Source organism: Candidatus Allofournierella merdipullorum, assembly GCF_048426865.1.
In the GTDB taxonomy this organism is placed as follows: Bacteria; Bacillota; Clostridia; order Oscillospirales; family Ruminococcaceae; genus Allofournierella_A; species Allofournierella_A merdipullorum.
Window position 1 is genome coordinate 1 of sequence record NZ_DBFNWJ010000048.1, and the last position, 25,551, is coordinate 25,551.

Below are 25,551 nucleotides of genomic sequence, written 5' to 3' on the forward strand. Positions count from 1 at the left end.
GAATGACCTCCCTTTGCTTGCTTGTGCAGTTGGCAGACCGCACTCCCAGTATAGCAAAGGGAGTTTTTCTTTTCCCATTATCGACATTAGTCTTCTTTTGAACCACTCGCCTAGCGAGTGGTTTTCGATATACAAAAAAGCCCGGACGCCGAAGCGCCCGGGCGAAACGATCATTTGGCCTGGATAAAGCAGCTGCGGTTCTGCCACAGGTAGATGCCGCCGCTGACCACGGTGGCCAAGGCCACCAGCCAGCACAGGATGTTGGAGATGAGCGACACGGCCATCACGTCGGTGGCGCCGGCCAGGGCTGCGGCAAAGAAGTAGAACAGGATGGTGAGCATCTGCAGCACGGTCTTCACCTTGCCCCACATGTTGGCGGCGATGACGGTGTTGGAAGAAGCCGCCAGCATCCGCACGCCGGACACGGCGAACTCCCGCGCCAGGATCAGCGCCACCACCCACAGGCTGCAAACGCCGTCCCTCATCATGTACAGGAAGGCCACGGTGGTGAGGAGCTTATCGGCCAAGGGGTCGGCAAATTTGCCGAAGTCGGTGACCATCTTCCACTTGCGGGCCAGATACCCGTCCAGAAAATCGGTGAAGCTGGCCAGCGCGAACACCACGCCCGCCGCCAGATACCAGCCGGACTGATAGTCGGCCGCGCCGTATTGGGTCATGCCGGCCAGCACCATGAACACCGGCACCAGCAGGATGCGCAGCAGGGTGAGTTTATTGGGCAGATTCATCCTCGTTTTCCTCCACTACATAGCCGAACAGGTCGTACATATCGCTCTCATCGATCTTCACCCGGTAGAATTCGCCGGGATAGAGGGGCGCTTCGCTGGCGACGCAGATGTTGCCGTCGATCTCCGGCGCGTCGGCGGCGGAGCGGCAGAGGTACAGGCCGCTCTCCTCGTCCACACCGTCGCAGATGACCGTCTGGACGCTGCCCACCTTCTTTTCCAGAAGCTGGGCGCTGATGCGGGCCTGCAGGTCCATGATGACGTCGGCCCGGCGCTGTTTTTCCTCCTCGGGCAGCTGGTTCTCCATCCGGGCCGCGGGGGTGCCCTCCTCGGGGCTGAAGGCGAAACAGCCCAGCCGCTCGAAGCGGGTCTCCTTGACGAACTCGCACAGCTGCTCGAACTCCGCCTCGGTCTCGCCGGGATAGCCGGCGATGAGGGTGGTGCGCAGTGTGATGTCCGGCATGGCGGCGCGCAGACGGCGGATGGCGCTCTTCACCACTTCCTCGTCGCCACGGCGGTTCATGGCCTTGAGGATGCGGGTGTTGCAGTGCTGGATGGGCAAATCCAGGTAACGCACCACCTTCTCGTTGCGCTGCATGGCGGCGATGAATTCGTCGGTGATGCGCTCGGGGTAGGCGTAGAGGATGCGGATCCAGCGGATGCCCTCCACGGCATTCAGCTGGTCCAGCAGCTCACAGATGCTGTTTTTGCCCCAGTCCTCGCCGTAGGCGGTGGGGTCCTGGGCCACCACCACCAGCTCCTTCACGCCCTCGCCGGCCAGCCAGCGGGCCTCGGCCACGCAGTCCTCCAGCGGGCGGCTGCGCAGCGGGCCCCGGATGAGGGGGATGGCGCAGTAGTGGCAGCGGTTGTTGCAGCCCTCAGCGATCTTTAAGTAGGCGTAGTGGGCGGGGGTGCTGATGACCCGCTTGCCGCCCAGGGCCAGGTCGGTCTTGGGGCCGAAATCTTCCTCCGAGGCGGCATCCGGGGCGGCAAGGCGCTCCAGAATGGCGGGCAGGGCGGCGTTGCAGCCGATGCCCACCACCGCGTCCACCTCGGGCATCTCCTTGCGGATCTCCTGGCGGTAACGCTCGGCCAGGCAGCCGGTGACGATGACCTTCAGGCCGGGCTTGCGCTCCTTCAAAGCGCAGGCGTCCAGGATGTTCTCGATGGCCTCGGTCTTGGCGCTCTCGATGAAGCCGCAGGTGTTCACGATGATGGCGTCCGCCTCGGCGGGGTCGGCGGTGGTGGTGTGACCCGCTTTGATGAGGCTGTGGCAGAATACGTCGGCGTCCACCTGATTTTTGGGACAGCCCAGAGAGATGATGGCGATCTTCAAATGCGTTCTCCTTTTGTTTGCCGTGCCGGTTTCACAGTTCTTCGTCCCCTTCGGCGGGGTGTTCCTCCAGCCAGAGCTCCACCGCCCGGCGGGCGTCGCCGGACGAAAAACCCCGGCGGGCCAGAGCCGCCAGCACGTTCTGTTTTTTGCCCGCCGCCAGTTTTGCGGCGTACTGCTTTTCCACAAGGCGAAGGGCGGCCGCGCCGTCCGGCCCGAGGCCCTCCGGCGCGTCCGCCTGACGCTCTTCAAAAACTTCTTCCAGGGTTTGCCGGGCCAGTTCCCGGTCCAGGCCCCGCTGGGCCATCCAGCGCAGGATCTCGCTGCGGGACTTGTTTTTGCCCAGCAGCCAGACCGCGGCCCGGCGGGCAAAAGCCCCGTCGTCCAGCAGGTCCAGCTCGTCCATTTTGGCCACCGCCGCGGCGGCGGTGTGCTCGTCGAAATCCCGGCAGAGCTTCTGGAACAACTCGCCGGAGGCGTGTTCCCGGGCGGCCAGATATCCCAGGGCCTTGTCTTTAGCGCGGTGGGCGTCGCTTTTGCGGCGCAGCTCCTCCAGACGGGGGCCGTCCAGGCTCACGCCCTCGGCCAGGTGCTCGCTGAAGAAGGTCTCATCGTCCACGCTGAAGAGGAATTCCTCGCCGCAGAACAGGGCGAAGCGCCCCTTTTTGGTGCGGCTGATGCGGGTGATCTCCATGGCGCGGGATCAGTCCTCCACCATGATGTCCAGGTCCTCTTCGCCGCCCTTGACAGGCGCGGCGGCGGGGGCGGCGGGAGCCGCCACCGGGGTGATGCCGCCCTTCACCGGCTTTTTGCCGGCGGCCAACAGCTTGTCGGCGTTGGCGCGCACCAGCGCCTCGATCTCCGCCATGATGGCGGGGTTCTCTTTCAGGAAGGTCTTGGCGTTGTCGCGGCCCTGCCCGAGGCGGGTCTCGCCGTAGTTGAACCAGGCGCCGCTCTTCTGCACAACGCCCAGCTTGGCGCCCAGGTCCAGCACCTCGCCCACCTTGCTGATGCCCTCGCCGAACATGATGTCGAACTCGGCCTCACGGAAGGGAGGCGCCACCTTGTTCTTGACCACCTTGGCACGGGTGCGGTTGCCGATGAACTGGCCGGAGGAATCCTTCAGGCCCTCGATGCGGCGCACGTCGATGCGCACGCTGGAGTAGTATTTCAGCGCACGGCCGCCGGCGGTGACTTCGGGGTTGCCGTAGACCACGCCCACCTTCTCACGCAGCTGGTTGATGAAGATGGCAACGGTGTTGGTCTTGCCGATGACGCCGGTGAGTTTGCGCAGGGCCTGGCTCATCAGGCGGGCCTGCAGACCCACGTGGGAGTCGCCCATCTCGCCCTCGATCTCTGCCCGGGGCACCATGGCGGCCACCGAGTCGATGACGATGGCGTCGATGGCGCCGCTGCGCACCAGAGCTTCGCAAATTTCCAGCGCCTGCTCGCCGGTGTCCGGCTGGCTGACCAGAAGGCTGTCGATGTCCACGCCCAGGGCCTGGGCATAGACCGGGTCAAGGGCGTGCTCCACGTCGATGAAGGCCACTTCGCCGCCCTGCTTCTGGGCCTCGGCCAGAACGTGCAGGGCCAGGGTGGTCTTACCACTGGACTCGGGGCCGTAGACCTCCACCACGCGCCCGCGGGGCACGCCGCCCACGCCCAGGGCGATGTCCAGCGAGAGGCTGCCGGTGCTGATGGCGTCCACCTTCATGGCTACGTTGGCGCCCAGCTTCATCACCGCGCCTTTGCCGAACTGCTTTTCGATCTGGGCCAGCGCCGTTTCCAGCGCATCCTTCTTGCTGGACGCGCTCTTTTTCTCCGGGGAGGCCATTGCCGCCTTCTTCTCTGCCATATCCTTCAAAACTCCTTGTCTTGCGCCGGCCAAAAGCGGCGGCGCTTCATTCTTTCATCTGAGCTTATTATACACGATGGCCCCGGCGTTTACAACCATTAGTTGTAAAATGTCGAGTTGTCGTCCTTTTTATATCCCCTTTTCCGCCTTTTGGCCCGCCATCACCCGGTCGCGGCCCTCCAGATCGGGGATGCAGGCCACGGTTTCGTAGCCCGCCGCCCGGAAAATGGCCTGCACGGCCGCCCCCTGCTGCCAGCCGATCTCCACCGCCAGCCAGCCGCCGGGGCGAAGGGCCGGCAGGTAAGCCGGGGCGATGTGCTCATAAAAGGCCAGGCCTTCATGGTCCGCCCGCAGGGCCATGGCCGGCTCCCGGAGCACCTCCGGGGCCAGCCGCTCCATCTCTCCGTCGGTGACGTAAGGGGGATTGGAGAGGATGAGGTCGAGGCTTTCGGGGGCCAGCTGACGCTGGTATTCAAACACATCCCCCCGAATGCAGGAAACAGCGGGGCAGGCCACGTCAAAGCCCGGCAGGGCCGACGCAGCGTTGCGCTCCAGATATTGGAAGGCCTCGGGGCTTTTTTCCAGGCAGGTGACCCGGGCAGCGGGGCACAGGCGCTTGACGCCCAGGCCCACGCAGCCGCTGCCGGCGCAGAGGTCCAGCACCGCCGGGCTGCTTTTGCCCGCCAGCCGTTTTGCCCCTTCCTCCGCCAGCAGTTCGGTGTCCGCCCGGGGGCAGAGCACCCCCGGCCCCACCTGCAGCTCAAAATCCAGGAAGGGCCAGCGGCCCAGAATGTACTGCAAAGGTTCCCGCGCCACACGGCGGGCGGTGAGCGTCTCCAGCCGGGCCAGGGCGGTTTCGTCCAGCTCCGGGTCCTGCCAGCGCCAGCCGTCCCCGGCCTGGGTCGCCACCAGCGCAGCGGCGTCGAAGGCCGCGTCCTCCACGCCCGCGGCTTCCAGCCGCTTGCGGGCCTCGTCAAAGGCCTGCCGCGCCCTCACCATTTGGCCTCGTCGGGATGGTCGGGCAGAACGGGGGTCACGGCGGCGATGGCCACCTCGATCATGGAGTCGTCCGGCTCGAAGGTGGTCAGCCGCTGGAGCCACAGGCCCGGCGCGCTGATGATGCGGGTGAACAGGTTATCGTAGCGGCCGGCCAGCTTGATGAGCTCGTAGCTGACGCCCATCACCACCGGCAGAAGCAGGAGTTTCAGCACCACCCGCAGGCCGGTGCTGCTCCAGGGCAGCACGCTGAACAGCAGGATGCTGACGATGAGCACCAGGATCATGAAGCTGGTGCCGCACCGGGGATGGAACCGCCGGTGGCGGCGCACGTTCTCCACGGTGAGCTCCTCCCCTGCCTCGTAGCAGGCGATGGTCTTGTGCTCGGCGCCGTGGTACTCGAAGACCCGGTGAATTTCTTTCATGCGGGTGCAGAGGAACAGATAGCCCACGAACAGGGCGATTTTGAGCAGGCCTTCCAACACCACCTTGCCCCAGCCCAGGGGCACAAAGCGGTCCAGAACGCCCACGATGGCGGTGGGCAGCACCATGAACAGCACGATGGCCAAAAGGCCGCCGCACACCGCCGCCAGCGCCATGAAGAAGTTCTGCACGGCGGGGCCGGTGTGCTCCGTGAGCCATTTTTCAAAGCGGCCGGGTTCCTCCTCGGCTTCCTCGGGCATGCTCACCTCGGCGGAGTGCATCAGATAACGGTAGCCCAGCACCAAGTTCTCGATCATCGCCGCCGCGCCCCGCACCAGGGGGATCTTCTGCCAGCGATGGTGTTTCACGTTTTCATAGGTCATGTCCAGCGTGCCGTCGGGCTTGCGCACCGCCACGCAGATCTTCTCCGGGCCGCGCATCATGATGCCCTCCATCAGGGCCTGCCCGCCCACGCTGGTCTTGAAACATTCCTTTGGTTTTTCCATAGTTCTCCTTCGTTCGCCCGGCGGCCCGGGCTGTTGTTTGGTATCTGCCGGTCAGCGGGCCGGCGCGGCCAGTTCCTTCTCCAAAACAAGGCTGCCGTCCGCCTGCAGCCGGTACAGGCAGTTGGCCCGCAGCGGCGTGCCGTCGGCGTCGGTCAGCTGCGCCTGCGCGGCCACGGCCTCGCCGTCCCACGCGCAGTACACATACCGGAGCGGACGCACATCCGCCGCCCACTGAGCGTAGACTTCCGCCATGGCGTCGCCATGCTCCACAGGGTTGAGCGCGAAGGTCTGCCCCGGCGTCAGGTCAAATTTGTAAAGGCGGCAGTCGTGGTCCCAGCGGGGGCCGTCGGTGACCACCAGCGTAGCCGCGTCTGCGCTGCGGAGTTCTTCGGGGAAGGAATCGAACACCGGCTGCAGCTCGGTCTGCTCCCGGGCCCAGTTCGCCTCCTGGGGATCCAGCTGGCGATGTTCCAGGAACCACCCCGGCACAAGCTCGGTGGCGGCCGTCCAGTTGACTCCCACAGCGAACGCCGCCGCGGCACAGGCAAGGGCCGCGGCCCTGCGTTTGGGTGTGCGCAGCCGCCCCGCAAAGGGTGCCAGCGCCCCCAGCGTCAGATAGACCATGGCGATGGGCAGCGGGCCGATGTAGCGATGGTACGCCGCCAGCTGCTTCGCCTCGTCCGCGTCAAAGAGGTAGAGGTAGGAGAAGCACAGCCCCACCGCATAGACCAGAAGCACCCCGGTCAGCACAGCGCCGGCAATGCGCAGCGCCCGGGCCCGCGCGGGCACAAGGCGACCCAGCAGCCACACCAGCGCCCAGAACAGCACGATACAGCCCAAAGCGGAAAGCCCCGTGGCCCGGTTGAGCGGCTCGAAGCAGAAGAAGCTGAGGAAGTGGGCGCTCACCGCCCGCGCCTCGCCCTGGCCGGTGAGGAACGCCCGCAGATTTTCGGCGCTCAGGGCGCCGTTCTGCAGGTCTTCGGTGAAGTAGGAACTGGTGCCTTTCAGGCGGCTGAGCACCTCCCAGCTGGCCCAGAAGGCGGGCACGGCCAGCGCCGCGCCCAACGCCGTGAGCCGGGCCCACAGCCCGCCCCGGCGGACGGTCTCGGCCAGCGGCTCACGCCAGAGAATGAGCACCGCCGCCATGCCTGTGAGGGCGTAAAGAGGGCCGGTGCTCTTGGAGATCACCAGAACCGACAGCGCACCGCTGACCGCCGCCAGCTCCCAGAAGCCGGGATGGGGGCTGCGCCAGGCGGTGAGCAGCGCCCAGCCCAGCAGCAGAGCCATCACCGGCTCCACCACCAGGCTCATCTGATGGTACTTGGTGAAAAACGCGGGGAACACCAGCAGAAAGACGGTCATACCGCCCACTTGCAGCAGACCGGCCCAGCGGCGCTTTGGCCAGCCGAAGTCCGCCAGCAGCGGCAGCGTCAAGCCAACATACCACAAAAGCTGGGAGATGAACATGGTCTGCACGGTGGCCCGCCGGCTGCCCAGATGCAGCAGCGCCGCCAGCATTTGAATGGCGGGCGGGTAATCGCCGAACTCTGAGGCGCTCCGGGCGGCGTTCGGGAACTGGTCGATGGCGCAGATCTGACGGGTGAACAGGCCCCAATGGGAGAGGTCGTCAAAGATGGTCAGCTGCAGATGGCCGGTGAAGGCCACCACCACCGCCATGGCCAGCAGGAAAGCGAAAAAGGCAGGCCCGAAGGCCGGGGACTTTGGTTCCTTCCTCCGCCGCCAGGCCAGCACGGCCAGCACCGCCAGCGCCACGGGCAGCGCCGGAATCAGCCACTCCTTCTCGCCTGCGGCGGTGAACAGATAGGCTGCCAGTGTGCCCAGTGTGAGGATCAGAGGAAGCGACTGGGCAAAGTGCAGCCCCGCCGCGTATGTGAGCAGCGCTGCCGCCAGCACCAGCAGGCACAGCATTGCAAGGAACATCAGCATAGGTGTGTTTTGGGCGACAGACGCCCTTCCTTTCCGTTAAGTTTCCGCCGCCTGGCCGGGCCGGTACAGCGGCAGCCGCAGCGTGACGGTGGTGCCCACGCCGGGCTGGGAGTCGATGTCCGCCGAGCCGTCCAGGGCGGTCATGATCTCGTCCACCACGGCCAGGCCGATGCCGCTGCCCCGCACCGCGCCCTTGCCCTTGAAGAACTTGAGCTTGACGTTTTCCAGGTCCTCGGGCAGGATGCCCCGGCCCTGGTCGGTGATGGTGACATAGGCGTTTTCGCCCTCCTGCAAGAGGTCGATGGTGATGGCGCCGCCCCGGCAGGAGTATTTGACGGCATTGTCCAGCACGTTGACGAACACCTGCCGCAGCCGGGCGGGGTCCGCCCAGATGGGCAGCGGCAGCTCCGGCTCCTCGTAGACAAGGCGCAGGCCTTCCTTTTCGATGCGGGGCTGCATGAACAGGGCCGCGTCGGTGACTTCGGCCACCAGGTCCAGCGGCTGGCACTCCAGCTTGACGCCGCTCTGCAGCCGGGAAAAGCTGAGCAGCTCCTCCACCATGGTGTACAGGCGGTCGGTCTCCTGGCCGATGATGGACAGGCCCTTGCGATAGTTTTCGTCCTCGGGATCACGGATGGCGGCGATGGTCTCCACCCAGCCCCGGATGCTGGTGAGGGGGGTGCGCAGTTCATGGCTCACCGAGCTGATGAACTCGTTCTGCATCCGCTCGGTCTTGCTCAGCTCCTGCGCCATTTCGTTGATGCGCTGGCACAGCCGGCCGATCTCGTCGTCGTAGGGTGTGTCGGGCAGGCGCACCGACAGATCGCCCCGGGCGATGGCGGTGGCCGCCTCCTCGATCTGGTGCACCGGCTTAACGATGCTGCCCACAAAGAACAGGCCGCTCCAGACGGTGAACACGATGATCAGCGCGCCCACGCCCAGCGCCAGCAGCACCTGCCGCGTCAGTTCCTCGTCCACCAGAGAAAGGCTGGTGAGCATGCGCATGGCGGCGGCGTCCTCGCAGGCGTAGGGCACCAGCACCGTGATGGCCATCACCCGGTGGCCGCTCTCGTCGGTGTAGATCATCTCGCCTTGGCCGCTGCTGGCGGAGAGGGCGAGGGTGAAGTCCTCGGGCGGGGCATCGTAGCGGATGACCGCGCCGGAAGAAGTAATGAGCGGCTGGCCGGCGGAATCCAGCAGCATGAACTCAAATTTATCCTTTTCGTCGAACTGCTCCACCGCCCGGTGCAGCAGCTGGCTGCGGCTGGACGCGGTGAGGGCGGGGTTCGCGCCGGTGACGATGTTCAGCTGGCCGGAGATGCTGGAGATGCGGCTGAGGATGGCCTGCCGCGCCCCGTTGTAATAGCCGGACCAGATGGCATAGATGAAAAACCCTTCCGCCAGCGCCACCAGCAGCAGGGTCACCAGCAGGCTGCCCTGCAGCCAGCGTCGGGTGATACTGCTCACAGCCTGCCTCCTTTCCCCTTTGCTGCCGGCTTCAGCCGTTCCAGCGGTAGCCATAGCCCCAGACGGTGAGGATGTGCTTGGGGCTGGAGGGCTCGTCCTCGATCTTCATGCGCAGGCGGCGGATGTTCACGTCCACGATCTTCACGTCGCCGTAATAGTTTTCGCCCCACACGCCTTCCAGGATCTTCTCCCGCACCAGGGCGGCCCCCGGGTTCTGGAAGAACAGCTCCATGATCTGGAACTCCACCTGGGTCAGGTCGATGGGCTCGCCCTTTTTGTAGAGCACACGGCTCTTCTGGTCCAGCACGAACTGGCCGCTCACCAGCCGGGAGTCGTCGGCCTCGGCGGCGTTCTGGCCGGTGCGCTGCACCCGGCGGCACAGCGCGTCGATGCGGGCCAGCAGCTCCGAAACACTGAAAGGTTTGGTCATGTAATCGTCGGCGCCGATGGACAGGCCGCGGATCTTGTCCTGCTCCATGCTCTTGGCGCTGAGGATGATGATGCCGATGTTGGCGTCGTCCCGGCGGATGGCCTCGCACAGAGAAAAGCCGTTCATGCCGGGCAGCATCACATCCAGCACCGCGGCGTCGCAGCCGCCCTCGCTGCCCAGCAGCGCGAGGCCCTTTTCGGCGCTCTCCGCCTCCAGCACCTCGTAGTCCGCCATGCGCAGGTTGAGGGCGATCAGCTCGCGGATGCTGTCCTCGTCTTCCACTACCAGAACTCGTCTCATGGTTTGACCTCCTTTAAACGGGCCGCGAAGCCCGCCTTGTCTCGTTTTGAACGGCGCTCACAGCAGCCGGAACCCGCGCAGCAGGTCGCCGGACTGCAGGTACCAGTCGGACGTGCCCAATCGGGCCTGTACCCGCTGGGCGCCCAGGTTGCCCAGCTGGAAGTAGCCGGCGCCCTGGGTGTTGGGCTCCACCACCCGGACGGTGAGATGCAGCGCTTCGCCGTCGGCGCTGCGCACCTGCCAGCTGTCCGGCTCGTCGCCGTCGGTGAGCATGATCTGGCCCTGCCACTCGGAGGGCAGTTCCAGATAATAGCCGTATTCCAGATCCGCCACGCCAAAACTCTTTACCTGCTCGTACTCGGTGGTGTAGTCCATCCAGGCCACGAAGCTCAGCCGGTTCACCGCCAGGTTCTCCATGCCGGCGCCGTCCAGCTGAACTGGGATCTCCACCGTGCCGTCGTCGTCGATGTCCTGGCTTTTCAGCAGGCTGGAATAACGCTGGGTGGCGGTGAACAGATCGTCCACCGTGATGGGATGATAGGTCACCAACTGCTGCTGGCGGGCGTCGTAGTAAAGGATCATGCTGGCCAGGCTGTTGGCGCTGCCGGTCTGGCCGTCCAGAATGAGGTAGTCGCTGCCGTCGTCGCCCTTGCTGGTGTAGAGGCCTTCGCAGCTGGTGAACTGATTGCCCACCGCCAGCGGCGGCATCACCGGGATGAACTGGCCGTCCTGGGCGGTGAGCATCTGCAGCTGCAGGCCGCTGTCGGTCTCCGGGCCGATGATGACCAGGTCGTTGCCGCCGGTGCCGCTGATGTCCCGCAGCTCGTACTGGGAGTAAGACTGGTGGAACACCTCGTTGAGCGTCTGGTCCTGATAGGAATAGACCGCCAGATACTTCTCCCCCGAGGCAGCGGCGTAACCCACCAGCAGCTGAGAGCCCTCGGCTCCCCGCAGGCTGGCGGTCTCGATGCTCTCCACCGAGGTGGCAAGGCCCTCCCGCTCCTGGGTGACCACCCATGCGCCGTCCACCGATTCCAGCACCGCGAGGTGGACGTTCTGCCCCTTGGCGCTGCTCACATACAGCGCGGCGGCGTCGGTGACGCCGTCGCCGTTCCAGTCGTCAAAAACAAAGGGGGAAAGATGCTCGCCGGTGGTGGGATACTTCATCTGGGGCGTCTCGCCCAGATAGGCGATAAGAGCCTTTTCCACCTCGTTCTGCTGGCCGTCCAGCTGGGGCGCGCGCAGCAGATCCTCCACACCGGCGGGCGCGGCGCCGCAGCCGGCCAGAAGGCACACCGCCGCCAGTGCCGCGGCTCCTTTGATCCATCTCACAGCTGCCACCCCCTTTTATATATACGAAGTTTATTATATCACGAAAGGAGGGCGATTCCAAGGGTCATCGCCAAAAGGCCGGCTCCGAAGCCCGCTGCCGCGGTCTCCTTTTTGCCCAGGGACAGGGCGGTGGGCAGCAGCTCCGCAGTGCTCACCCAACACATCACGCCGCTCACCAGCGCCGCCATTCCGATGACGACGCCCGCGGTGATGCGCCCGCCCAAAAGCCCCCAGGCCAGCAGCGCCCCCGCCGGCTCCGCCAGACCCGAGGCCAGCGCCGCCAGAAAGGCCCGACCCCGGCTTTTTGTTGCGTAGAGCACCGGCAGCGCCACCGCCAGCCCCTCGGGCAGATTGTGCAGGCCGATGGCCACCGCCAGCCGCACACCCACCGCCGGGTCCTCCAGAGAGGCGAAGAGGGTCATGGCACCTTCCGGCAGGTTATGGCCCACCAGGGCCAGCGCGGTGACCAGGGCACTGCGCAGCACTCTGCCCTCCTCGCAGCCGGAAAAGGCGGCTTCCTCCGGCAGAAGTTTCTCCAAAAGCGCCCCCGCCGCGAGCCCCAGCAGCACCAGGCTGGCCGCCATCATTCCCGCCCGCAGCGGGGAGAATGCCGCCAGATACTTCCCCAGCGCCGCCGGCAGCATATCCATCAGGCTGACGGCCACCATGATCCCCGCGCCGAAGCCCATGGAAAAGGCCATGCCCCGGCGGCCGGGCCGGCGCAGCACGCCCAGCGCCCCGCCCAGCGCGGTGGAAAGGCCCGCCAGCGTGGTGGCCAGCATCGCGTACAACATACAAAACGCCTCCCATACCCTTTTTTACAAGGATATGGGAGGCAATTTTTTCTTATGAACCGGCGGCTCAGTAGCCCTGAGCCTCCACGCCCTGCACCAGCTTCACGATGCGGCTGGTGCCCAGACGGTCGGCGCCCAGCTCGATGAAGCGCACCGCGTCGTCCAGGGTGGAGATGCCGCCCGCGGCCTTGATCTTGCAGCGGCCCGCGCAGCAGCGGTTGAACAGCTCGATGTCCACGAAGGTGGCGCCGGCGGTGGAGAAGCCGGTGCTGGTCTTGATGAAGTCGGCCCCGGCGTCGATCACGGCCTGGCACATGGTCTCCTTCTCGGCGTCGGTGAGCAGGCAGGTCTCGATGATGACCTTCAGCACATGGTCGCCCACCGCCTTTTTGATGGCGGCGATCTCATCGGTGACAAAGGCCACGTCGCCCGCTTTCAAACGGCCGATGTTGATGACCATGTCCACTTCCTCCGCGCCGTTCTCAATGGCGGTCTTGGCCTCGAACACCTTGGTGGCGGTGTCGGTGGCGCCCAGAGGGAAGCCGATCACCGTGCACACCGGCACGGCGCCCTTCATGTACTCGGCGGCCTGCTTCACAAAGCAGGGGTTGATGCACACCGAAGCGGTGTGGTACTCCATGGCCTCGTCACAGAGTTTCTTGATGTCGGCCCAGGTGGACTCGGGTTTCAGCAGGGTGTGGTCCACTTTGGCCAGAATTGCGGCATTGTCCATTATTTTAAGCCTCCTCCCAGTTTGCACTGCTTGCACTGACGCGCCTTGCTCATGCCCACGGCGCTGAGCACGATGGCCACCACGGCGGCCGTCGTGGCCACGATGCCCAAAATCAGGCCGGCCAGACGAAACGCGGAACCTTTCATAGTCAAAAACCTCCTGTTCTGCCGCTGTAAAACGGCACGGTTTGTCTTTTTTTCAGTATATCACACCGGCCGCGATTTGCACAGTCCCTTTGTGGGGCTGGCTCACCGGCCGGGTGCGCCCGTGCCCCGCTCCTGGGGCAGCAGGCCGAGCATGGCCCGGTCGTGCGTCCATTCCAAGCCGTTTTGCAGCGCCACCGCATAATCAAAAAACTGATCCTTGCGGTGGCGGTGGACCGCGGCATATTCCGGGCACTCATATAAATATACCCCGCTGGCCAGAGCCCGCTGACGCTGCTCTTCCGTTTCCACCTGCACCCACCAGGTGCTGTTCTCCCCGTCCATGTTTGGCTGGGAAAAGCAGGCGGCCGCGCTTTCCGGGTCGCCCCGGTCCAGAAAAGCCAGGCCCGCCAGGCGGGGCATGGTCTCCCGGTTTGCGATGTAATACCCGTTCAAATCGCCGTACCGCTCTTCCACCATGGCCAGGAACCCGGCGCAATAGTCCTGCAGGAAATCCAGCACATCCTCGCAAAGGCCCGGCATGGCCGTCTCGGTGCCGTCAAAGTCAAAGTGCTGGGTCATTCTTGGAAAAGCGACGCGGCACAGCATGCCGCTTTTGCCGGGGTGCCGTAAGAAAACGGCGCCGGGAAGCGCGCGCTTTTGCGGCATCGCGGCGTCAAAGCGCCTTGACAACCACCCAGGGTGCCTGCGGCGCTTTTCCTTGCGCTCCCATCAAAATCGCCCGCTTCCTGGTGCTGCGCAGTTCTGCCCCAGGATTTTGGATGAAGAAAATGCAAAGAGCGGCCCCGCAAGCCTTGGTGGCTTGTGGGGTCGCTCTGCGTGTTTTATGCGCCAAAATCCTACGGCAGAACCGCCGTTTTCTTATGCCACCCCGGCATTGCCCGGAGCTTGTCGGTGAAATGGGGTTCTTCCTCCGGACGCAGGATGCGGTATTGCAGCTCATCGAAGCGGCAGTACTTCACCGTGATGTCCAAGGTCATGCCGATGCGTCCGCTGCCCATCTCGTCCGGCCACCAGAAGGCGTGGTAAAAGTAGGGGTCCGCCCTTTTGTACAGGTCGTACTCGGCGGAGAGCTTGATCTTCCGCGCCTTCGCGGCGGATTTCATGGCCCGGTACAAAGCCTTGTGCTGCTGGCTTGTCAATCGCATCTGCGCTCATCTCCCCGTTGGGTCGTTTTGCCGGCGGAATAGAAAAACACCGCCTGCGGGGCAGGCGGTGTTTCGGTTCGCGAAGATTACTCGGCGTCCTCGGCCTCGTCGTTCAGCAGGGCCTTCATGGACAGGCTGATACGCTTCTTGTCGAAGTCCACATCCAGCAGCTTGACCTTGACCTCGTCGCCCACCTTCAGCACGTCGCTGACCTTCTCGACGCGCTCGTTGCTGATCTCACTGATGTGGACCAGGCCGTCGATGCCGGGCAGGATGCGCACGAAGGCGCCGAACTTGGTGATGCTCACCACGGGAGCGGTGAACACGCTGCCGATGGGATACTCGTTCTGCAGCTTGACCCAGGGGTTGTCCTCGGCCTTCTTGTAGCCCAGGGAAACCTTGTGGTTCTCGGTGTCCAGAGCCTTGACGTACACCTCGATGGTGTCGCCCACGTTCACGACCTCGCTGGGGTGCTTGATGCGGTTCCAGCTCAGCTCGCTGATGTGGCACAGGCCGTCCACGCCGCCCACGTCCACGAAGGCGCCGTAAGCGGTCAGGCTCTTGACCACGCCGGTGTAGGTCTTGCCCACCTCAACGTCAGCCCAGAAAGCCTCACGCTTGGCAGCGTTGGCCTCGGCGGTGACCTTGTTGATGGAGCCGACGATCTTGCGGCCGGCGCACTCGGTGATGACCAGCTTCACGTTCTGCTTCACCAGAGCGTTGATGTCTTCATCGCGGCGCATGGTGGCCTGGCTGCGGGGCACGAACACCTTCACGCCCTTGACCAGAACGATCACGCCGCCCTTGTTGGTCTCGGTGACGACGCCCTCCATGACGGTGCCTTCCTCGGCGGCCTTGCGGACCTCCTCCAGACCCTTCATGGCTTCCAGGCGCTTGCGGGACAGGTAGGCAACGCCTTCCTGATCGTTGACCTTCTCGACGACGAGGTCCAGCTTGTCCCCAACCTTGACCAGATCCTCAGCCTTGGCGGTGGGATCGTCGGTCAGCTCGCTGACCTTCACAAAGCCGGTGTGCTTGGTGCCGATGTCCACCTGCACCTCGTTGGGCGTAATGCTGGTAACAGTGCCCTCCACTACCTTGCCTGCGAACACAGGCTTGAGATTCGCTTCGCTCTCAGCAAACATCTCGGCAAAGCTCATCTCGTCACGGATTTCTTCACTCATACTGTTAAGTACCTCCTCAATAATAGACGATGGCGTGGAAGCCCCGGCTGTAACACCCACCGTTTGCACCCCGGAAAACCAGGCCGGATCCAGCTCCTTGGCCGTCTCCACCGTAACACACCGGGTGTGCTTTGCGGCGACTGCTGCCAGCTTCTGGGTGTTGGAAGAATGATGACCACCAATGACGACCATCAGGTCGCATTTTTGGCTGAGGTCTTCCGCTTCCTGTTGCCTCGTCCACGTCGCACTACATATTGTATCAAATATTTTGGCGTTTGTATACCCTTTTTTTATAAACGCCGCACATTCTTGCCATTTTGCAACCTGAAATGTGGTCTGTGCCAACACAAAAACGGTTTTTTCGGGGTTTTCAGGGCCTTTCCAGCCCTCCAGCTCGCCCAAATCGGAGAAAACGAACACCTCTCCGTCGGTGTGGCCCACGATGCCCTGCACCTCCGGATGGGTCTTGTCCCCCGCCACCAGCAGCACCGCGCCCTCGTCGCTGGCCTTGCGGGCGATGCGGTGGATCTTGGCCACGAAGGGGCAGGTGGCGTCGTGGCACTCAATACCCGCCGCCTCGATCTGGTCATAGACCGAACGGGGCACCCCGTGGCTGCGGATGACCAGTTCGTAGCCCTCGGGAACTTCCCCGAGGCTGCCGGCGGTGACCACGCCCAGCGCTTCCAGTTCGGCCACGCACTGGGGGTTATGGATGAGCGGGCCCAGGGTGGCCACCTTGTGGCCGCTTTTTGCCAGCTCGGTGGTGAGCTTCACCGCCCGGTCCACTCCGAAGCAGAAGCCGGCGGTCTTTGCCTTGATGATCTTCATGGCGCTCTCCTCACTCAAAGCGGTTCTCGTCGTAAAGTTTCTGCCAGGCGTCCAGCAGCAGCTGCTTGTTCTCCCGCAGCTTGGCGGCGCTCTTCTGCTCGCCCAGATACAGCGTCTCGGCGGGGATGGGCTCGCCGAAGCACACCCGCACCCGGCTGAACAGGCGCATGCGGCCGTGGCGGTAGATGATGCGGCAGGGGATCATGTCCACCCCTGCGGCGCTGGCGATGACGAAGGCGCCGCTCTTCAGCTTGCCCGGCTCGTCGGTCTTGGACCGGGTGCCTTCGGGGAAGATGAGCAGGCCCTGACCGGCCCGCACCTTTTCGATGGCATTCTCCACGGCGGTGGTGTCGCCCCGGCCGCGGGTGACGCCGAACACCCCCACCTGGTGGAAAAACCAGGTGAAGAAGGGGTTCACATGCATGACCTCTTCCTTTGCCATCACCAGCATCTTTTTGCCCCAGAAGCGGGCCAGCACCACGAACACCGGGTCGATGGCGGACAGGTGGTTGGGGGCCAGCACGAAGCCCCGGCCGTCTTTGGGCAGATTTTCCCGGCCCACCACCTTGATGGCGAAGCCCAGATGCCAGATGACCCACGCAAGGGGCACAATGATCGCGTACAGCATTGACTGTCTCCCTTCGGTTACTTCCCCACCCGCTGGAGGATGAGGTTCTTGAGGGTCTGGAAGCTCTCTTCAAAATCCAGCTCGCTGGTGTCCACCAGCAGCGCGTCCTCCGCCTGCTTCAAGGGCGCTGTCTCCCGGTGGGTATCCTGCCAGTCACGCTGGCGGATGTCCTCCAGCACCGTTTCATACTCCGCCGGCTGGCCCTTTTGCTGCAGTTCCAGCATCCGGCGCTTGGCCCGGGCTTCGGGGGAGGCGGTGAGGAAAATTTTGACGGTGGCGTTCGGCAGGATGACGGTGCCGATGTCCCGCCCGTCCATGAGCAGGTCGTGGGTGAGGGCCATGTTCCGCTGGGTGTCCAGCAAGAACCGCCGCACCGCCGGATGGGCGGACACGTCGCTGGCCGCCATGCCGATCTCCTCGGCGCGGATGGCCTCGCTCACATCCTCGCCGCACAGCAGCACCCGCTGGGCGCCGTCCACATATTTCAGCTCCACCCGGACCTCGGGCAGTAGCGCCTCCACGGCGGCGGCGTTTTTGGTGTCCGCCCCGGCCCGCTTTGCGTACAGGCCGATGGCCCGGTACATGGCGCCGGTGTCCACATAGAGATAGCCCAGCTCCTTGGCGAGTCGTTTCGCCAGGCTGGATTTGCCGGCCCCGGAGGGGCCGTCGATGGCCACAGAGATCATTGCTTCGATGCTCCTTGTCGTGTGATTCTTTCAAAAAGCCCGCGCCGCCGCCTGGGCGGTGCAGAAGGCGATTTGCAGGTTATAGCCCCCGGTGTAGGCGTCCACGTCCAGCACCTCGCCGGCGAAGAAGAGGCCGGGGCAAAGTTTGGAGGCCATGGTGCGGGGGTCCACTTCCTTCACGTTCACCCCGCCGCTGGTGATGACCGCGTGGGCCAGGTCGCCCCGGGCGGCGACGGGCACCGTCCAGTGCTTCATCAGCTTGACCAGCCGGCGGCGGCTCTCCTTGTCGATCTGGCTGGCTTTCAGCGCCGGGTCCACGCCCCAGCGCTCCACCATCACCGGCTGCATGCTGGCAGGCAGCAGTTTGGCAAGAGCGCCCTGGGCGCTCTTGGCCCCCAGCAGCTGGAAGTCCCGGCCCACCCGGGCATAGAGCTGGTCCTCGTCCAGGGCGGGCTTCAGGTCAATTTCCGCCGTCCAGCGGTGCTTTTCCATCTCCCGGATGTAGCTGGAGGCGGAGAGAGTCAGCGGCCCGGAGATGCCGAAGTGGGTGAACAGCATCTCCCCCAGCTCGCTGAACACGGGCTTGTCGTCCCGCAGCAGGGTCAGGGTGACGTTGCGCAGCGAAAGGCCCATCATTTTTTTGCAGGCGGGGTCCGGGCTGACCAGGCTGCACAGGCTGGGCACCGGCTCCACGATGGAGTGGCCCGCCTGTTTTGCCAGTTTGTAGCCGTCGCCGGTGGAGCCGGTGCCGGGGTAGGACACGCCGCCGGTGGCCACCAGCACGCCGTCGGCCAAAAGGCGGCGGCCGCCCTTGGTGACCACGCCCGCGCAGCGTCCCTCTTCCAGCACAAGGCTCTTTGCCCCGTCCATCACGATGTTTGCGTCAGCAGCGTACCGCAGCAGCGCGGCGCGGATGTCCTCGGCCCGGTCGCTCACCGGGAACACCCGGCGGCCCCGCTCGGTCTTGAGGGGCACGCCCAGCTCCTCGAACAGCTCCATGGTGGCCGAGGGCGGGAAGGCGTGGATGGAGGAGAACAAAAACCGGGGATTGGTGCGCACGTTCTGCAAAAAGGTGTTCTCGTCGCACTCGTTGGTGACGTTGCACCGTCCCTTGCCGGTGACAAGGATCTTTTTGCCGGGCATCTCGCTGTGTTCCAGCACCGTGACCCGGTGGCCCAGACGGCAGGCCGCGCCCGCCGCCATCAACCCGGCGGCGCCCGCGCCCACCACGATCAATTCTGCCATGAAACGTTCTCCTTCCAGAGGGTGAGGATGCCCGCCGCGCTGAACAAAATCAGCAGCGGGTGCACGGTGGAGAGATACATCGCGTAGGTGCCGATGTTGAAGCTGGACACCTCCACGAAGGCGATCATAAAGCAGCGCAGCAGCGCCATGGCGAAAAGGCCTGCCAGCAGCAGCGCCAGCATCCCCCGCCCGGGGGCGATGGGCCGCTTTTTGCGCGCGTCGCCCAGCAGCGCCGCCGCATTCTTCACCTGCAGCACCACCGCTGCGGCGAAGGCCACGGGCAGCGCCACGGCGTAGACGGCCCGAATCGCTTCCAGGCCGAAGTAGACCAGCCGCTGCAGCGGGCTGTAATAGGGCAGCGCCGTGCCCGCCTGAGCTGCGGAATTGGTGTGCTGACCGAGGTAATTTCCCCAGACCGCCAAATCCTCGGTGGGGCCGATGGAGAGATTCTCCGCGTCATAGGGTTCGCACCCGCCGAAGGTCAGCGAGTACCACAGGCTGCGCATGCCCTCCGCCAGCACCGGGCCCACATACTCCGCCCGGATGGGGGGCGTGGTGCCGGTGCGCTTGGGGCCGTTCGAGGGCAGCTCGCCCGCGTCGCACAGGGCGTTGACCGTATCCGCCACGCCCTGCCAGTACTCCTCGGCCTTTTGAGCGTTATCGTAAACGCCTTCATAATAGGCCGCCTTGCGGATGGCCCAGTAGAAGCTGCCGGACTGGTAGTCGTCCAGCTCCGGGTTGCGGAAGCTGTTCTGCAGGTCGTCGTCCTCCTCCAGCCATTTCTCCAGAGGGGCCAGCGCGGGCACCTTTTCATAGAGCAGCTGCCGGGCTTCGGCGTTCACGCTCACCAGCGGCTGCCACTGGCCCGCTTCCACTCTCGTCATGGCGCCCATGGCGGCGGAAAAGCCGCCGGAGGAAAAATCGCTCACGGTGAACACGCCGTAATGGGCGTAGTTCACGGCGCTGAAGGTCAGGATACCCGCCGCCAGCAGGACGAAGGGGATGGCCAGCGCGGCGCACCGAGCCAGTTTTTTCGCAAGGGGCATCGCCGCCCGCAACGCGGTGACAAGCAGGATGAGGCTGCCCGCGGCGGCAAAGGGCAGCAGCCACATGCCGTCCTCCCGGGTGAGCCAGGCGAGGGCGAGGCCGAGGCCGGACATGCCCAGCCAGGGCAGGCCCTTTGCCAGCGCCCCCCGCCAGCGCAGCGCCCAGCCGCAAAGCCCCGCGAAGAAGAACATGCACAGGGCGGGGAAAATGTTGTCCCGGTAAACGCGCAGGGTAAAGCTGGCGCTCACCGCCGGGCTGAATGCCAGCAGAGCAAACACCAGGAAGCGGCTTTTATACCGCCGCAGCACCGGAGCGAAAGCCATCGTCGAGGCCAGCGCCCCGCCGCAGGCCAGCAGCTGGCCCGCCGCGAGGTACGGGATGTGCAGCGCGTTGCACAGCGCCAGCCACACCGCAAAGAACATATGCTTTGAGAGGGTGAGCCAGTCGTACTCCCCCAGCCACTGGCCGGCGGAGATGCTCTGGGCCGCCCGGAACATCAGTTCGTCGTCGATGGGCGCGCCGTCCACCCAGACCCAGATCATTTGGAACCGGCTGACGGCCAGCTTTGCCAGCACCACCAGCACCACGGCGATCCAGAAGGCGCGGCGACTCATGTCCTTTTTGAAGATATCCTTTTGAAAAAAGCCTTTCATGAAAAACGGGTCCTTTTTCTTATTTTTGCAACTTCTCCACGCCTTCGATGAGGTAGCTCTGCTTTTTAAAGGTGAGGCGCACCAGCAGGTCCAGATACTTCACCGCGATGGTGAGGATGAAGAACAGGCCGGAAAGCCCCGCCGACAGCACCAGCATGGTGGTGGTCCAGCCGGCGATGGGCTGGCCCAGGCAGAACACCGCCACCGTGTAGATCAGCGCCAGCAGCGTGAGCACCATCATGCCCAGGCTGATGCCCAAGCTCATCTTATAGCCCGCGTCGGTGTAGAGGGCGAGGCTGTCCACCGCTTTGTCCAGGCGGGGGCCGTCGTCCTTCGCCGCCGCGCCCTCAAAGGTGAGGCTGGCGCAGGCAAGGCCGCTGGCGGCGTAGGCTGCTTTGCGGTAGGCCAGATCGTCGCTGATGGCCTTCACCCGGTTGATGGCCCGGCGGCTCACCAACCGGAAAGCGTCGGTGGAAAGCTTATAGGGGCTGTTGCTGAATTTATTGAACACCCGGTAGAACGCCGTGCTCATGGGCCGCTGGCGGCTGGGGCAGACGTTGACCACGTCAAAGCCGGTGAGGGCTTTCTGGTAAGCCTGCCAGATAAGGTCGGGGGCGTAGTTCATGGCGGGGCGGTCGAACTCGAACACGAAGTCGCCGATGGCGGCGTCCAGGCCTGCGTTCATCGCCCGCTCCACGCCCTGGCGCAGGCTCATGTTCACCACCGTCAGGGGCGCTTTGAGATGCTCGGCGGCCCACTTTTTCAAGGCGGGCACCGTGTCGTCGGTGCAGCCGTCGTTCACCGCGATCAGCTCATAGTGGCTGAAGTGCTCCGCCAGCACCCCGTCCAGCGCGGCGAAGAACTCCGCCGCCGACGCGCCCGTGTTGTGGAGGCAGACCACCGCCGAGACGAAATTGCTCTCTTTATTGTTATTGTTCTGAGCCATCTTGCAGCACCTCGTCCAAATCGTATACCGTGTTGATCTTGCCGGAAAGCACGCTCACAAAAGCCGGCGCATCGGAGTACCGGCGGACCACCGTGGGGCGGGAGTCGTCGATCTCGCTGGCCTTCAGGATGGGCTTCATGCTGAACAGACTGCCGGCGTATTCAAACCCGTATTCCTCTTTCAGATACTTGCGGGCCAGCTGGCTCATCTGGGGCCAGGCGCTGGCAGGCTTTGCCGGGCAGTCGTTGCAGTTGAACAGGTCCCCCGGGCGGCAGCGTCCTTCGCTCTTCGCCTGGCAGTCAAAACTGGGCAGGCTGTCGTAGCTGGTCACATGGGGGGTAAAGGTGACGCTGGTGAGGCTGTGGTAGCCCGTGCGTCCGAAGGGCATGATGGAGAAGAAAGGCCCGTCCATCACCGTGATGCCGGTGTCCTTGAGCTTGTCGTTCACCGTGCAGAGGATGATCTCGCACAGCTCGTACTTTATTTTAAAAGGCTCGAAGCCCAGCATGGCGTGGACTTCGTTCACCCCGGCGTAGGTGGCGTTGAGCAGGAACGGCGCTTCGGCCATCACATCCCCCGCTTTCACCTGCCAGACGCTGCCCGCCTGTTCGATGGACTCGGGCTTGTGGGAATAGAGCACCGTCACGTTGTCCATGGCGGAAATGCGCTTCAAAAAGTGCTCTTTTAAAATGTTCGCGTCGTAGGTGTACTCGGTGGTGAGGAAGGCTCCGTCGCACTGGCCGGGATTAAAGTATTTGGAAGGGGCCACGTCGTCGCAGCGGATGTTCGCCGCCGCGCAAAAGCGCCGGAACTCCCCCGCGTTCGTCCAGGAGAAGTGGGCGCTGGTGGCGTAGACCTGGTCGAACTCCCGCAGAAGGCAGAAGTCATAGTCCTTGCAGAAGCGCTCAAAGTAATGGGCGCTCTTGATGGCCGTGGAGTAACTGCGGGGGTAGTGATAGCCCATGTGCACCCGGGCCTGGTTGATATAGGTCGCCCTCCGGAAGGGGGTGGGGTCCTTTTCCAGCACCAGCACTCGCTGGCCCGCCGCGCCGCACCGTTCGGCGGCGTACAGGCCATAGAGCCCCGCGCCCAGAATGATCTTGTCGTAGGTCATTGCTTTTGTCCCTCTCCGCTGCTCACTCAATCTGTTTGATTCTTCATCACCATCACGCCATCGATCACCTGGATGGATCCTTCAGCGGGCCAGGCGGGCATGGCTGCGAATTCTTCGCTGTTCAGAATGCGAGCCTTTGTATCCGCATCCACATCTTGAAAATCCGCATTCAAGAAACTATTCAAGAACAAACGCTGTCCGTCACCGTAGACACTGCTGCGAGGCTGGAATTGCGCCATGTATTTGTTCAATTTTCCGGAAAACTCAGCCAGAGGAGTAGTATTTTCCGCTTGGGCAGGCGCTCCATCAATCAGTAAAGGCATGCCGAACTGATACTCCGGTTGTTCTTCCATGCGTCCCAACGCCCTACTATACAGCGCTTGGTCTTTTTCATAGGTAAGGCGTGACAAAGTATAAAACTGATTGTTGAACACAATAAAATGGAACGCCAGCAGGGCACAGCAAGTCCACCCACCCCACTGAATCAGCCATATCATCCGGGGCAGCAACTTTTTGCCTTGCCCCGAAATCCGCACGGTTACATACTCAACAAAAGCCAAAAGCACAGGCCACATAAGTGCCGAGGAATGAGCCTGCAGGGCATTCTGTCCTCCAACTTCAGGCTGAAGGATATTGATAAGCCACCAGCTTGCCGGGATAGCGGCCATCATGATACCCAGCACAATCAATTCAAGCGGTCGTTTCCACAACTGCGTGTGAACAGTCAGTAACAGGATAATTCCTGCAAACAGCGCAAGCCCAAACCATCCCAGCAGCTGCCACACAAGGTTGGTGGGATAAACGAGCAAATCCATATAAGGATGAGTGCTGTCAAGATATAACCACTTAAGCATGTTCAGGCTGCCTTCAAAGTTCACCTTGCCTAGCGTATTAAGCGAAGCATGGTCGGTCATTGGCGCATCGATCAGCTTAACGCTTATCAAATAGAGCAGGGTTCCTACCACACCCATCGTGAGCATGCGAATTACACGCCGCCACAGCTTAAGGTCTCGCTCAAACAATGCACGTGTCAAAATCACAATGCAAAGGAACGTTGCCAGAGACAGACTGCTCTGATATATAGCCATTGAAAGGCAGAGCAAAACAGCTCCTGCTGCCACACCCCATATTGCCTTTTGGCCGCTCTGGTTCATTGAATATTCCACACAGAAAACAGCCAGACAGCCCAACAACACGGCAAATGCATATCCATCAGCAAGGAAAGTAAAGTGAATCGTTGCTGCCGTTGCCGGACTAGCCACGAACAGCAATGCCGCAAGCGCACCCACAGCCTTGCTTTGAATCTTCAAAAGACGAACAACAAGAACACTGGCAAGCGCCAAGTAGGCTATGGCCACCGCTCCATTGAGCCACGGCAGGTCCAGCCACCCAGTCCAGTCGGTGATGTGATGAAACAACCACCGGCCATGATCCGATCGATTATTTTGACTATAGAAAAAATAAGGAGTCTCTGCCACCATAGAAAAGTTGGTCAACCGGTACAGATGGATCAGCAGCCCGCCAACAAAAGCCCAGCAAAAGGTGGTCTTATCCAGCGACGTAAGAACCTTTTCTGTCCGTTTCAGAACATCCTGTGGCCACATTTGGATACTCTCCATAGCTTGTCTATACTCCTTTTATATCGACTCTGTTTCCACACCCTGGCATCATGGAACATGCAAGTCCACTTCACCGTACTGCCCTATCGGCGTACAGGCCGTAGAGCCCCGCGCCCAGAATGATCTTGTCGTAGGTCATAGCTCGTCCTTTCTCAGCACAGAGACCAGTGCAGTCACATTTCCTGCAATCGCTGCCAGCAACAGCGGCAACGTGGGGAACAGCCACATTATCTCATTGATGGCACGGTGGATAGAAGAATGTCCCGAAGCCAGCAAAAACCAACTCGCCGGGCCCACTGTGCTTGCCAAGGCAAAAATCAGCCAACGGCCCATCTGCGCTGTTTTTGCGGTTTTCTTTTTGAGAATACGCTCGCACAGCTGCAAGGGGGCATAACTGAGCACGGCCAGAAGCATCAGCCCTGCGACTGAGAACACCTTAGCATAGACCGCTTCGCTGAAATACCAGCGCAGAATTTCCAGCCGGGGTTCCTGCAGCGAAACCGCATAAGCTTCGTCTGCGGGCATCCACTCCGCAAACGCTCCCGTGCGCTTCGCGATAGTGGCCAGCACATCTGCTTTCACCAGCGTCCAATCCTGCAAGTAGAGGAAATCCTGAACCACCCAGAGCCCAAAACTCAGGCCAAAAGCCGCCATCTGGAATATAGCCACCAGCAACGCCCCGCGCAGCCAAAAAAAGCGGCGCTGTTTTTCCGCGCAAAGAAATTCCAAAAAAACCGGAAGTTCCGCCGCAATCATGACCGAGGAGATAAACTCAAACCCGCACAAAGAGCGCAAAAGCGTCGCCGCACCGATAAGCGCCGCGCCGGCAAATAGATGTTTTTGTTCGCGGCTGATCCATTCGCACACCGCCGTCGACACCACAAAGGGGACAGCCAGAGTCCAAGTGACCCAATACAGATTTGGCAGGGACCGAAGCGAGTACGACATCAGAAAAACGCAGGAGAAACCCGCCACTGCCGCGGCAAGCCCCACCTTTTTTCTGATCCAACCCGACATCAGCAACATCGCCGTTATGCACAGAACGGAATTTCCGAACCGAAGTGCTGCCCAGCGAACCATCGTCGAAGATACGACCGTCTTCAAGCCCAGGTTTACGACTCCGTAGAACGTGCCCTGCAGACCGCTTTGATGTGTGTAGGGCTGCCACTCACCCTCAAATCCGCCCTGCAAGAAGGCCTCTCTCATATACCCGAACTCGCCAGCCGGAAGGTATTTGCCTAAAAATCCGCCTCCGTGATGTTCGCCCTGTTGCATCTCGATGATACGTCCCCACACCAGATCTTCGGAGTCAGCTTGCCACCACCACCCCTTATCTGTCATCCAGCAACCGGTCACAGCGGTAATTAATATCGCGCACAAAATAAGCAGTGCCGCAGAGCGGACCGTTTTTTTGGTTTTCCCCATCCTCT

The 25,551-nt window shown here is 62.9% G+C and carries 24 protein-coding genes; all 24 read right to left on the reverse strand.

Features of this window, described 5'->3' with window-relative positions:
- Positions 1-170: 170 nt before the first annotated feature.
- Positions 171-746: a CDP-diacylglycerol--glycerol-3-phosphate 3-phosphatidyltransferase gene (gene pgsA, locus ACMNAY_RS08785; protein ID WP_394975335.1), complete on the reverse strand. Its 576-nt coding sequence runs from the start codon at positions 744-746 to the stop codon at positions 171-173.
- Positions 730-2,079, reverse strand: a complete 1,350-nt coding sequence (gene rimO, locus ACMNAY_RS08790) for a 30S ribosomal protein S12 methylthiotransferase RimO (protein WP_394975337.1) — start codon at positions 2,077-2,079, stop codon at positions 730-732. The genes pgsA and rimO overlap by 17 nt, the downstream gene beginning before the upstream one ends.
- Before the next feature lie 31 nt (positions 2,080-2,110).
- Positions 2,111-2,770, reverse strand: coding sequence for a regulatory protein RecX (locus tag ACMNAY_RS08795; RefSeq protein ID WP_394975339.1), 660 nt, complete (start codon positions 2,768-2,770; stop codon positions 2,111-2,113).
- A gap of 9 nt (positions 2,771-2,779) precedes the next feature.
- On the reverse strand, positions 2,780-3,931 hold the full coding sequence (gene recA / locus ACMNAY_RS08800) for a recombinase RecA (protein WP_394967127.1): 1,152 nt from the start codon (positions 3,929-3,931) through the stop codon (positions 2,780-2,782).
- Positions 3,932-4,060: 129 nt separating this feature from the next.
- Positions 4,061-4,927, reverse strand: a complete 867-nt coding sequence (gene prmC / locus ACMNAY_RS08805; RefSeq protein WP_418719136.1) for a peptide chain release factor N(5)-glutamine methyltransferase — start codon at positions 4,925-4,927, stop codon at positions 4,061-4,063.
- The gene (locus tag ACMNAY_RS08810) at positions 4,924-5,856 is read right to left on the reverse strand and encodes a DUF1385 domain-containing protein (RefSeq protein WP_394975343.1); all 933 of its coding nucleotides are present in this window, start codon (positions 5,854-5,856) and stop codon (positions 4,924-4,926) included. Before ACMNAY_RS08810 ends, prmC begins: the two co-directional genes overlap by 4 nt.
- 51 nt (positions 5,857-5,907) lie before the next feature.
- Positions 5,908-7,803, reverse strand: a complete 1,896-nt coding sequence (locus ACMNAY_RS08815) for a hypothetical protein (protein ID WP_418719137.1) — start codon at positions 7,801-7,803, stop codon at positions 5,908-5,910.
- Between the two features lie 36 nt (positions 7,804-7,839).
- Complete coding sequence (locus ACMNAY_RS08820) at positions 7,840-9,270, reverse strand: sensor histidine kinase (RefSeq protein WP_418719138.1); 1,431 nt, start codon at positions 9,268-9,270, stop codon at positions 7,840-7,842.
- 31 nt (positions 9,271-9,301) lie between these two features.
- The gene (locus ACMNAY_RS08825; RefSeq protein ID WP_394967135.1) at positions 9,302-10,000 is read right to left on the reverse strand and encodes a response regulator transcription factor; all 699 of its coding nucleotides are present in this window, start codon (positions 9,998-10,000) and stop codon (positions 9,302-9,304) included.
- Positions 10,001-10,057: 57 nt separating this feature from the next.
- Entirely contained in the window at positions 10,058-11,332 is a 1,275-nt protein-coding gene (locus ACMNAY_RS08830; RefSeq protein WP_418719139.1) for a hypothetical protein, read from the reverse strand.
- Positions 11,333-11,370: 38 nt separating this feature from the next.
- On the reverse strand, positions 11,371-12,126 hold the full coding sequence (locus ACMNAY_RS08835; protein WP_394975350.1) for a ZIP family metal transporter: 756 nt from the start codon (positions 12,124-12,126) through the stop codon (positions 11,371-11,373).
- Between the two features lie 67 nt (positions 12,127-12,193).
- Positions 12,194-12,859, reverse strand: coding sequence for a deoxyribose-phosphate aldolase (gene deoC / locus ACMNAY_RS08840; RefSeq protein ID WP_418719140.1), 666 nt, complete (start codon positions 12,857-12,859; stop codon positions 12,194-12,196).
- On the reverse strand, positions 12,859-13,005 hold the full coding sequence (locus tag ACMNAY_RS08845; RefSeq protein WP_394967142.1) for a hypothetical protein: 147 nt from the start codon (positions 13,003-13,005) through the stop codon (positions 12,859-12,861). The genes deoC and ACMNAY_RS08845 overlap by 1 nt, the downstream gene beginning before the upstream one ends.
- A gap of 102 nt (positions 13,006-13,107) precedes the next feature.
- Positions 13,108-13,611 (reverse strand): hypothetical protein, encoded by a 504-nt coding sequence (locus ACMNAY_RS08850; protein ID WP_418719141.1) that lies wholly within the window; start codon positions 13,609-13,611, stop codon positions 13,108-13,110.
- A gap of 251 nt (positions 13,612-13,862) precedes the next feature.
- Entirely contained in the window at positions 13,863-14,171 is a 309-nt protein-coding gene (locus ACMNAY_RS08855; protein WP_394975353.1) for a hypothetical protein, read from the reverse strand.
- 86 nt (positions 14,172-14,257) lie between these two features.
- Positions 14,258-16,183, reverse strand: coding sequence for a bifunctional 4-hydroxy-3-methylbut-2-enyl diphosphate reductase/30S ribosomal protein S1 (locus ACMNAY_RS08860; RefSeq protein ID WP_418719142.1), 1,926 nt, complete (start codon positions 16,181-16,183; stop codon positions 14,258-14,260).
- A gap of 10 nt (positions 16,184-16,193) precedes the next feature.
- Positions 16,194-16,811: a lysophospholipid acyltransferase family protein gene (locus ACMNAY_RS08865; protein WP_418719143.1), complete on the reverse strand. Its 618-nt coding sequence runs from the start codon at positions 16,809-16,811 to the stop codon at positions 16,194-16,196.
- 17 nt (positions 16,812-16,828) lie between these two features.
- Entirely contained in the window at positions 16,829-17,497 is a 669-nt protein-coding gene (cmk, locus tag ACMNAY_RS08870; protein WP_418719144.1) for a (d)CMP kinase, read from the reverse strand.
- A gap of 30 nt (positions 17,498-17,527) precedes the next feature.
- A complete protein-coding gene (locus tag ACMNAY_RS08875) occupies positions 17,528-18,742 on the reverse strand; it encodes an NAD(P)/FAD-dependent oxidoreductase (RefSeq protein ID WP_418719145.1) in 1,215 nt (404 codons plus the stop codon).
- On the reverse strand, positions 18,730-20,442 hold the full coding sequence (locus tag ACMNAY_RS08880; protein ID WP_418719146.1) for a hypothetical protein: 1,713 nt from the start codon (positions 20,440-20,442) through the stop codon (positions 18,730-18,732). The genes ACMNAY_RS08875 and ACMNAY_RS08880 overlap by 13 nt, the downstream gene beginning before the upstream one ends.
- 19 nt (positions 20,443-20,461) lie before the next feature.
- Positions 20,462-21,388, reverse strand: a complete 927-nt coding sequence (locus ACMNAY_RS08885) for a glycosyltransferase (RefSeq protein ID WP_418719147.1) — start codon at positions 21,386-21,388, stop codon at positions 20,462-20,464.
- Complete coding sequence (locus ACMNAY_RS08890) at positions 21,372-22,502, reverse strand: FAD-dependent oxidoreductase (protein WP_418719148.1); 1,131 nt, start codon at positions 22,500-22,502, stop codon at positions 21,372-21,374. Before ACMNAY_RS08890 ends, ACMNAY_RS08885 begins: the two co-directional genes overlap by 17 nt.
- Positions 22,503-22,528: 26 nt before the next feature.
- A complete protein-coding gene (locus tag ACMNAY_RS08895) occupies positions 22,529-24,121 on the reverse strand; it encodes a glucosyltransferase domain-containing protein (RefSeq protein ID WP_418719149.1) in 1,593 nt (530 codons plus the stop codon).
- 135 nt (positions 24,122-24,256) lie between these two features.
- Positions 24,257-25,546, reverse strand: coding sequence for a hypothetical protein (locus tag ACMNAY_RS08900; RefSeq protein WP_418719150.1), 1,290 nt, complete (start codon positions 25,544-25,546; stop codon positions 24,257-24,259).
- Positions 25,547-25,551 lie beyond the last annotated feature (5 nt).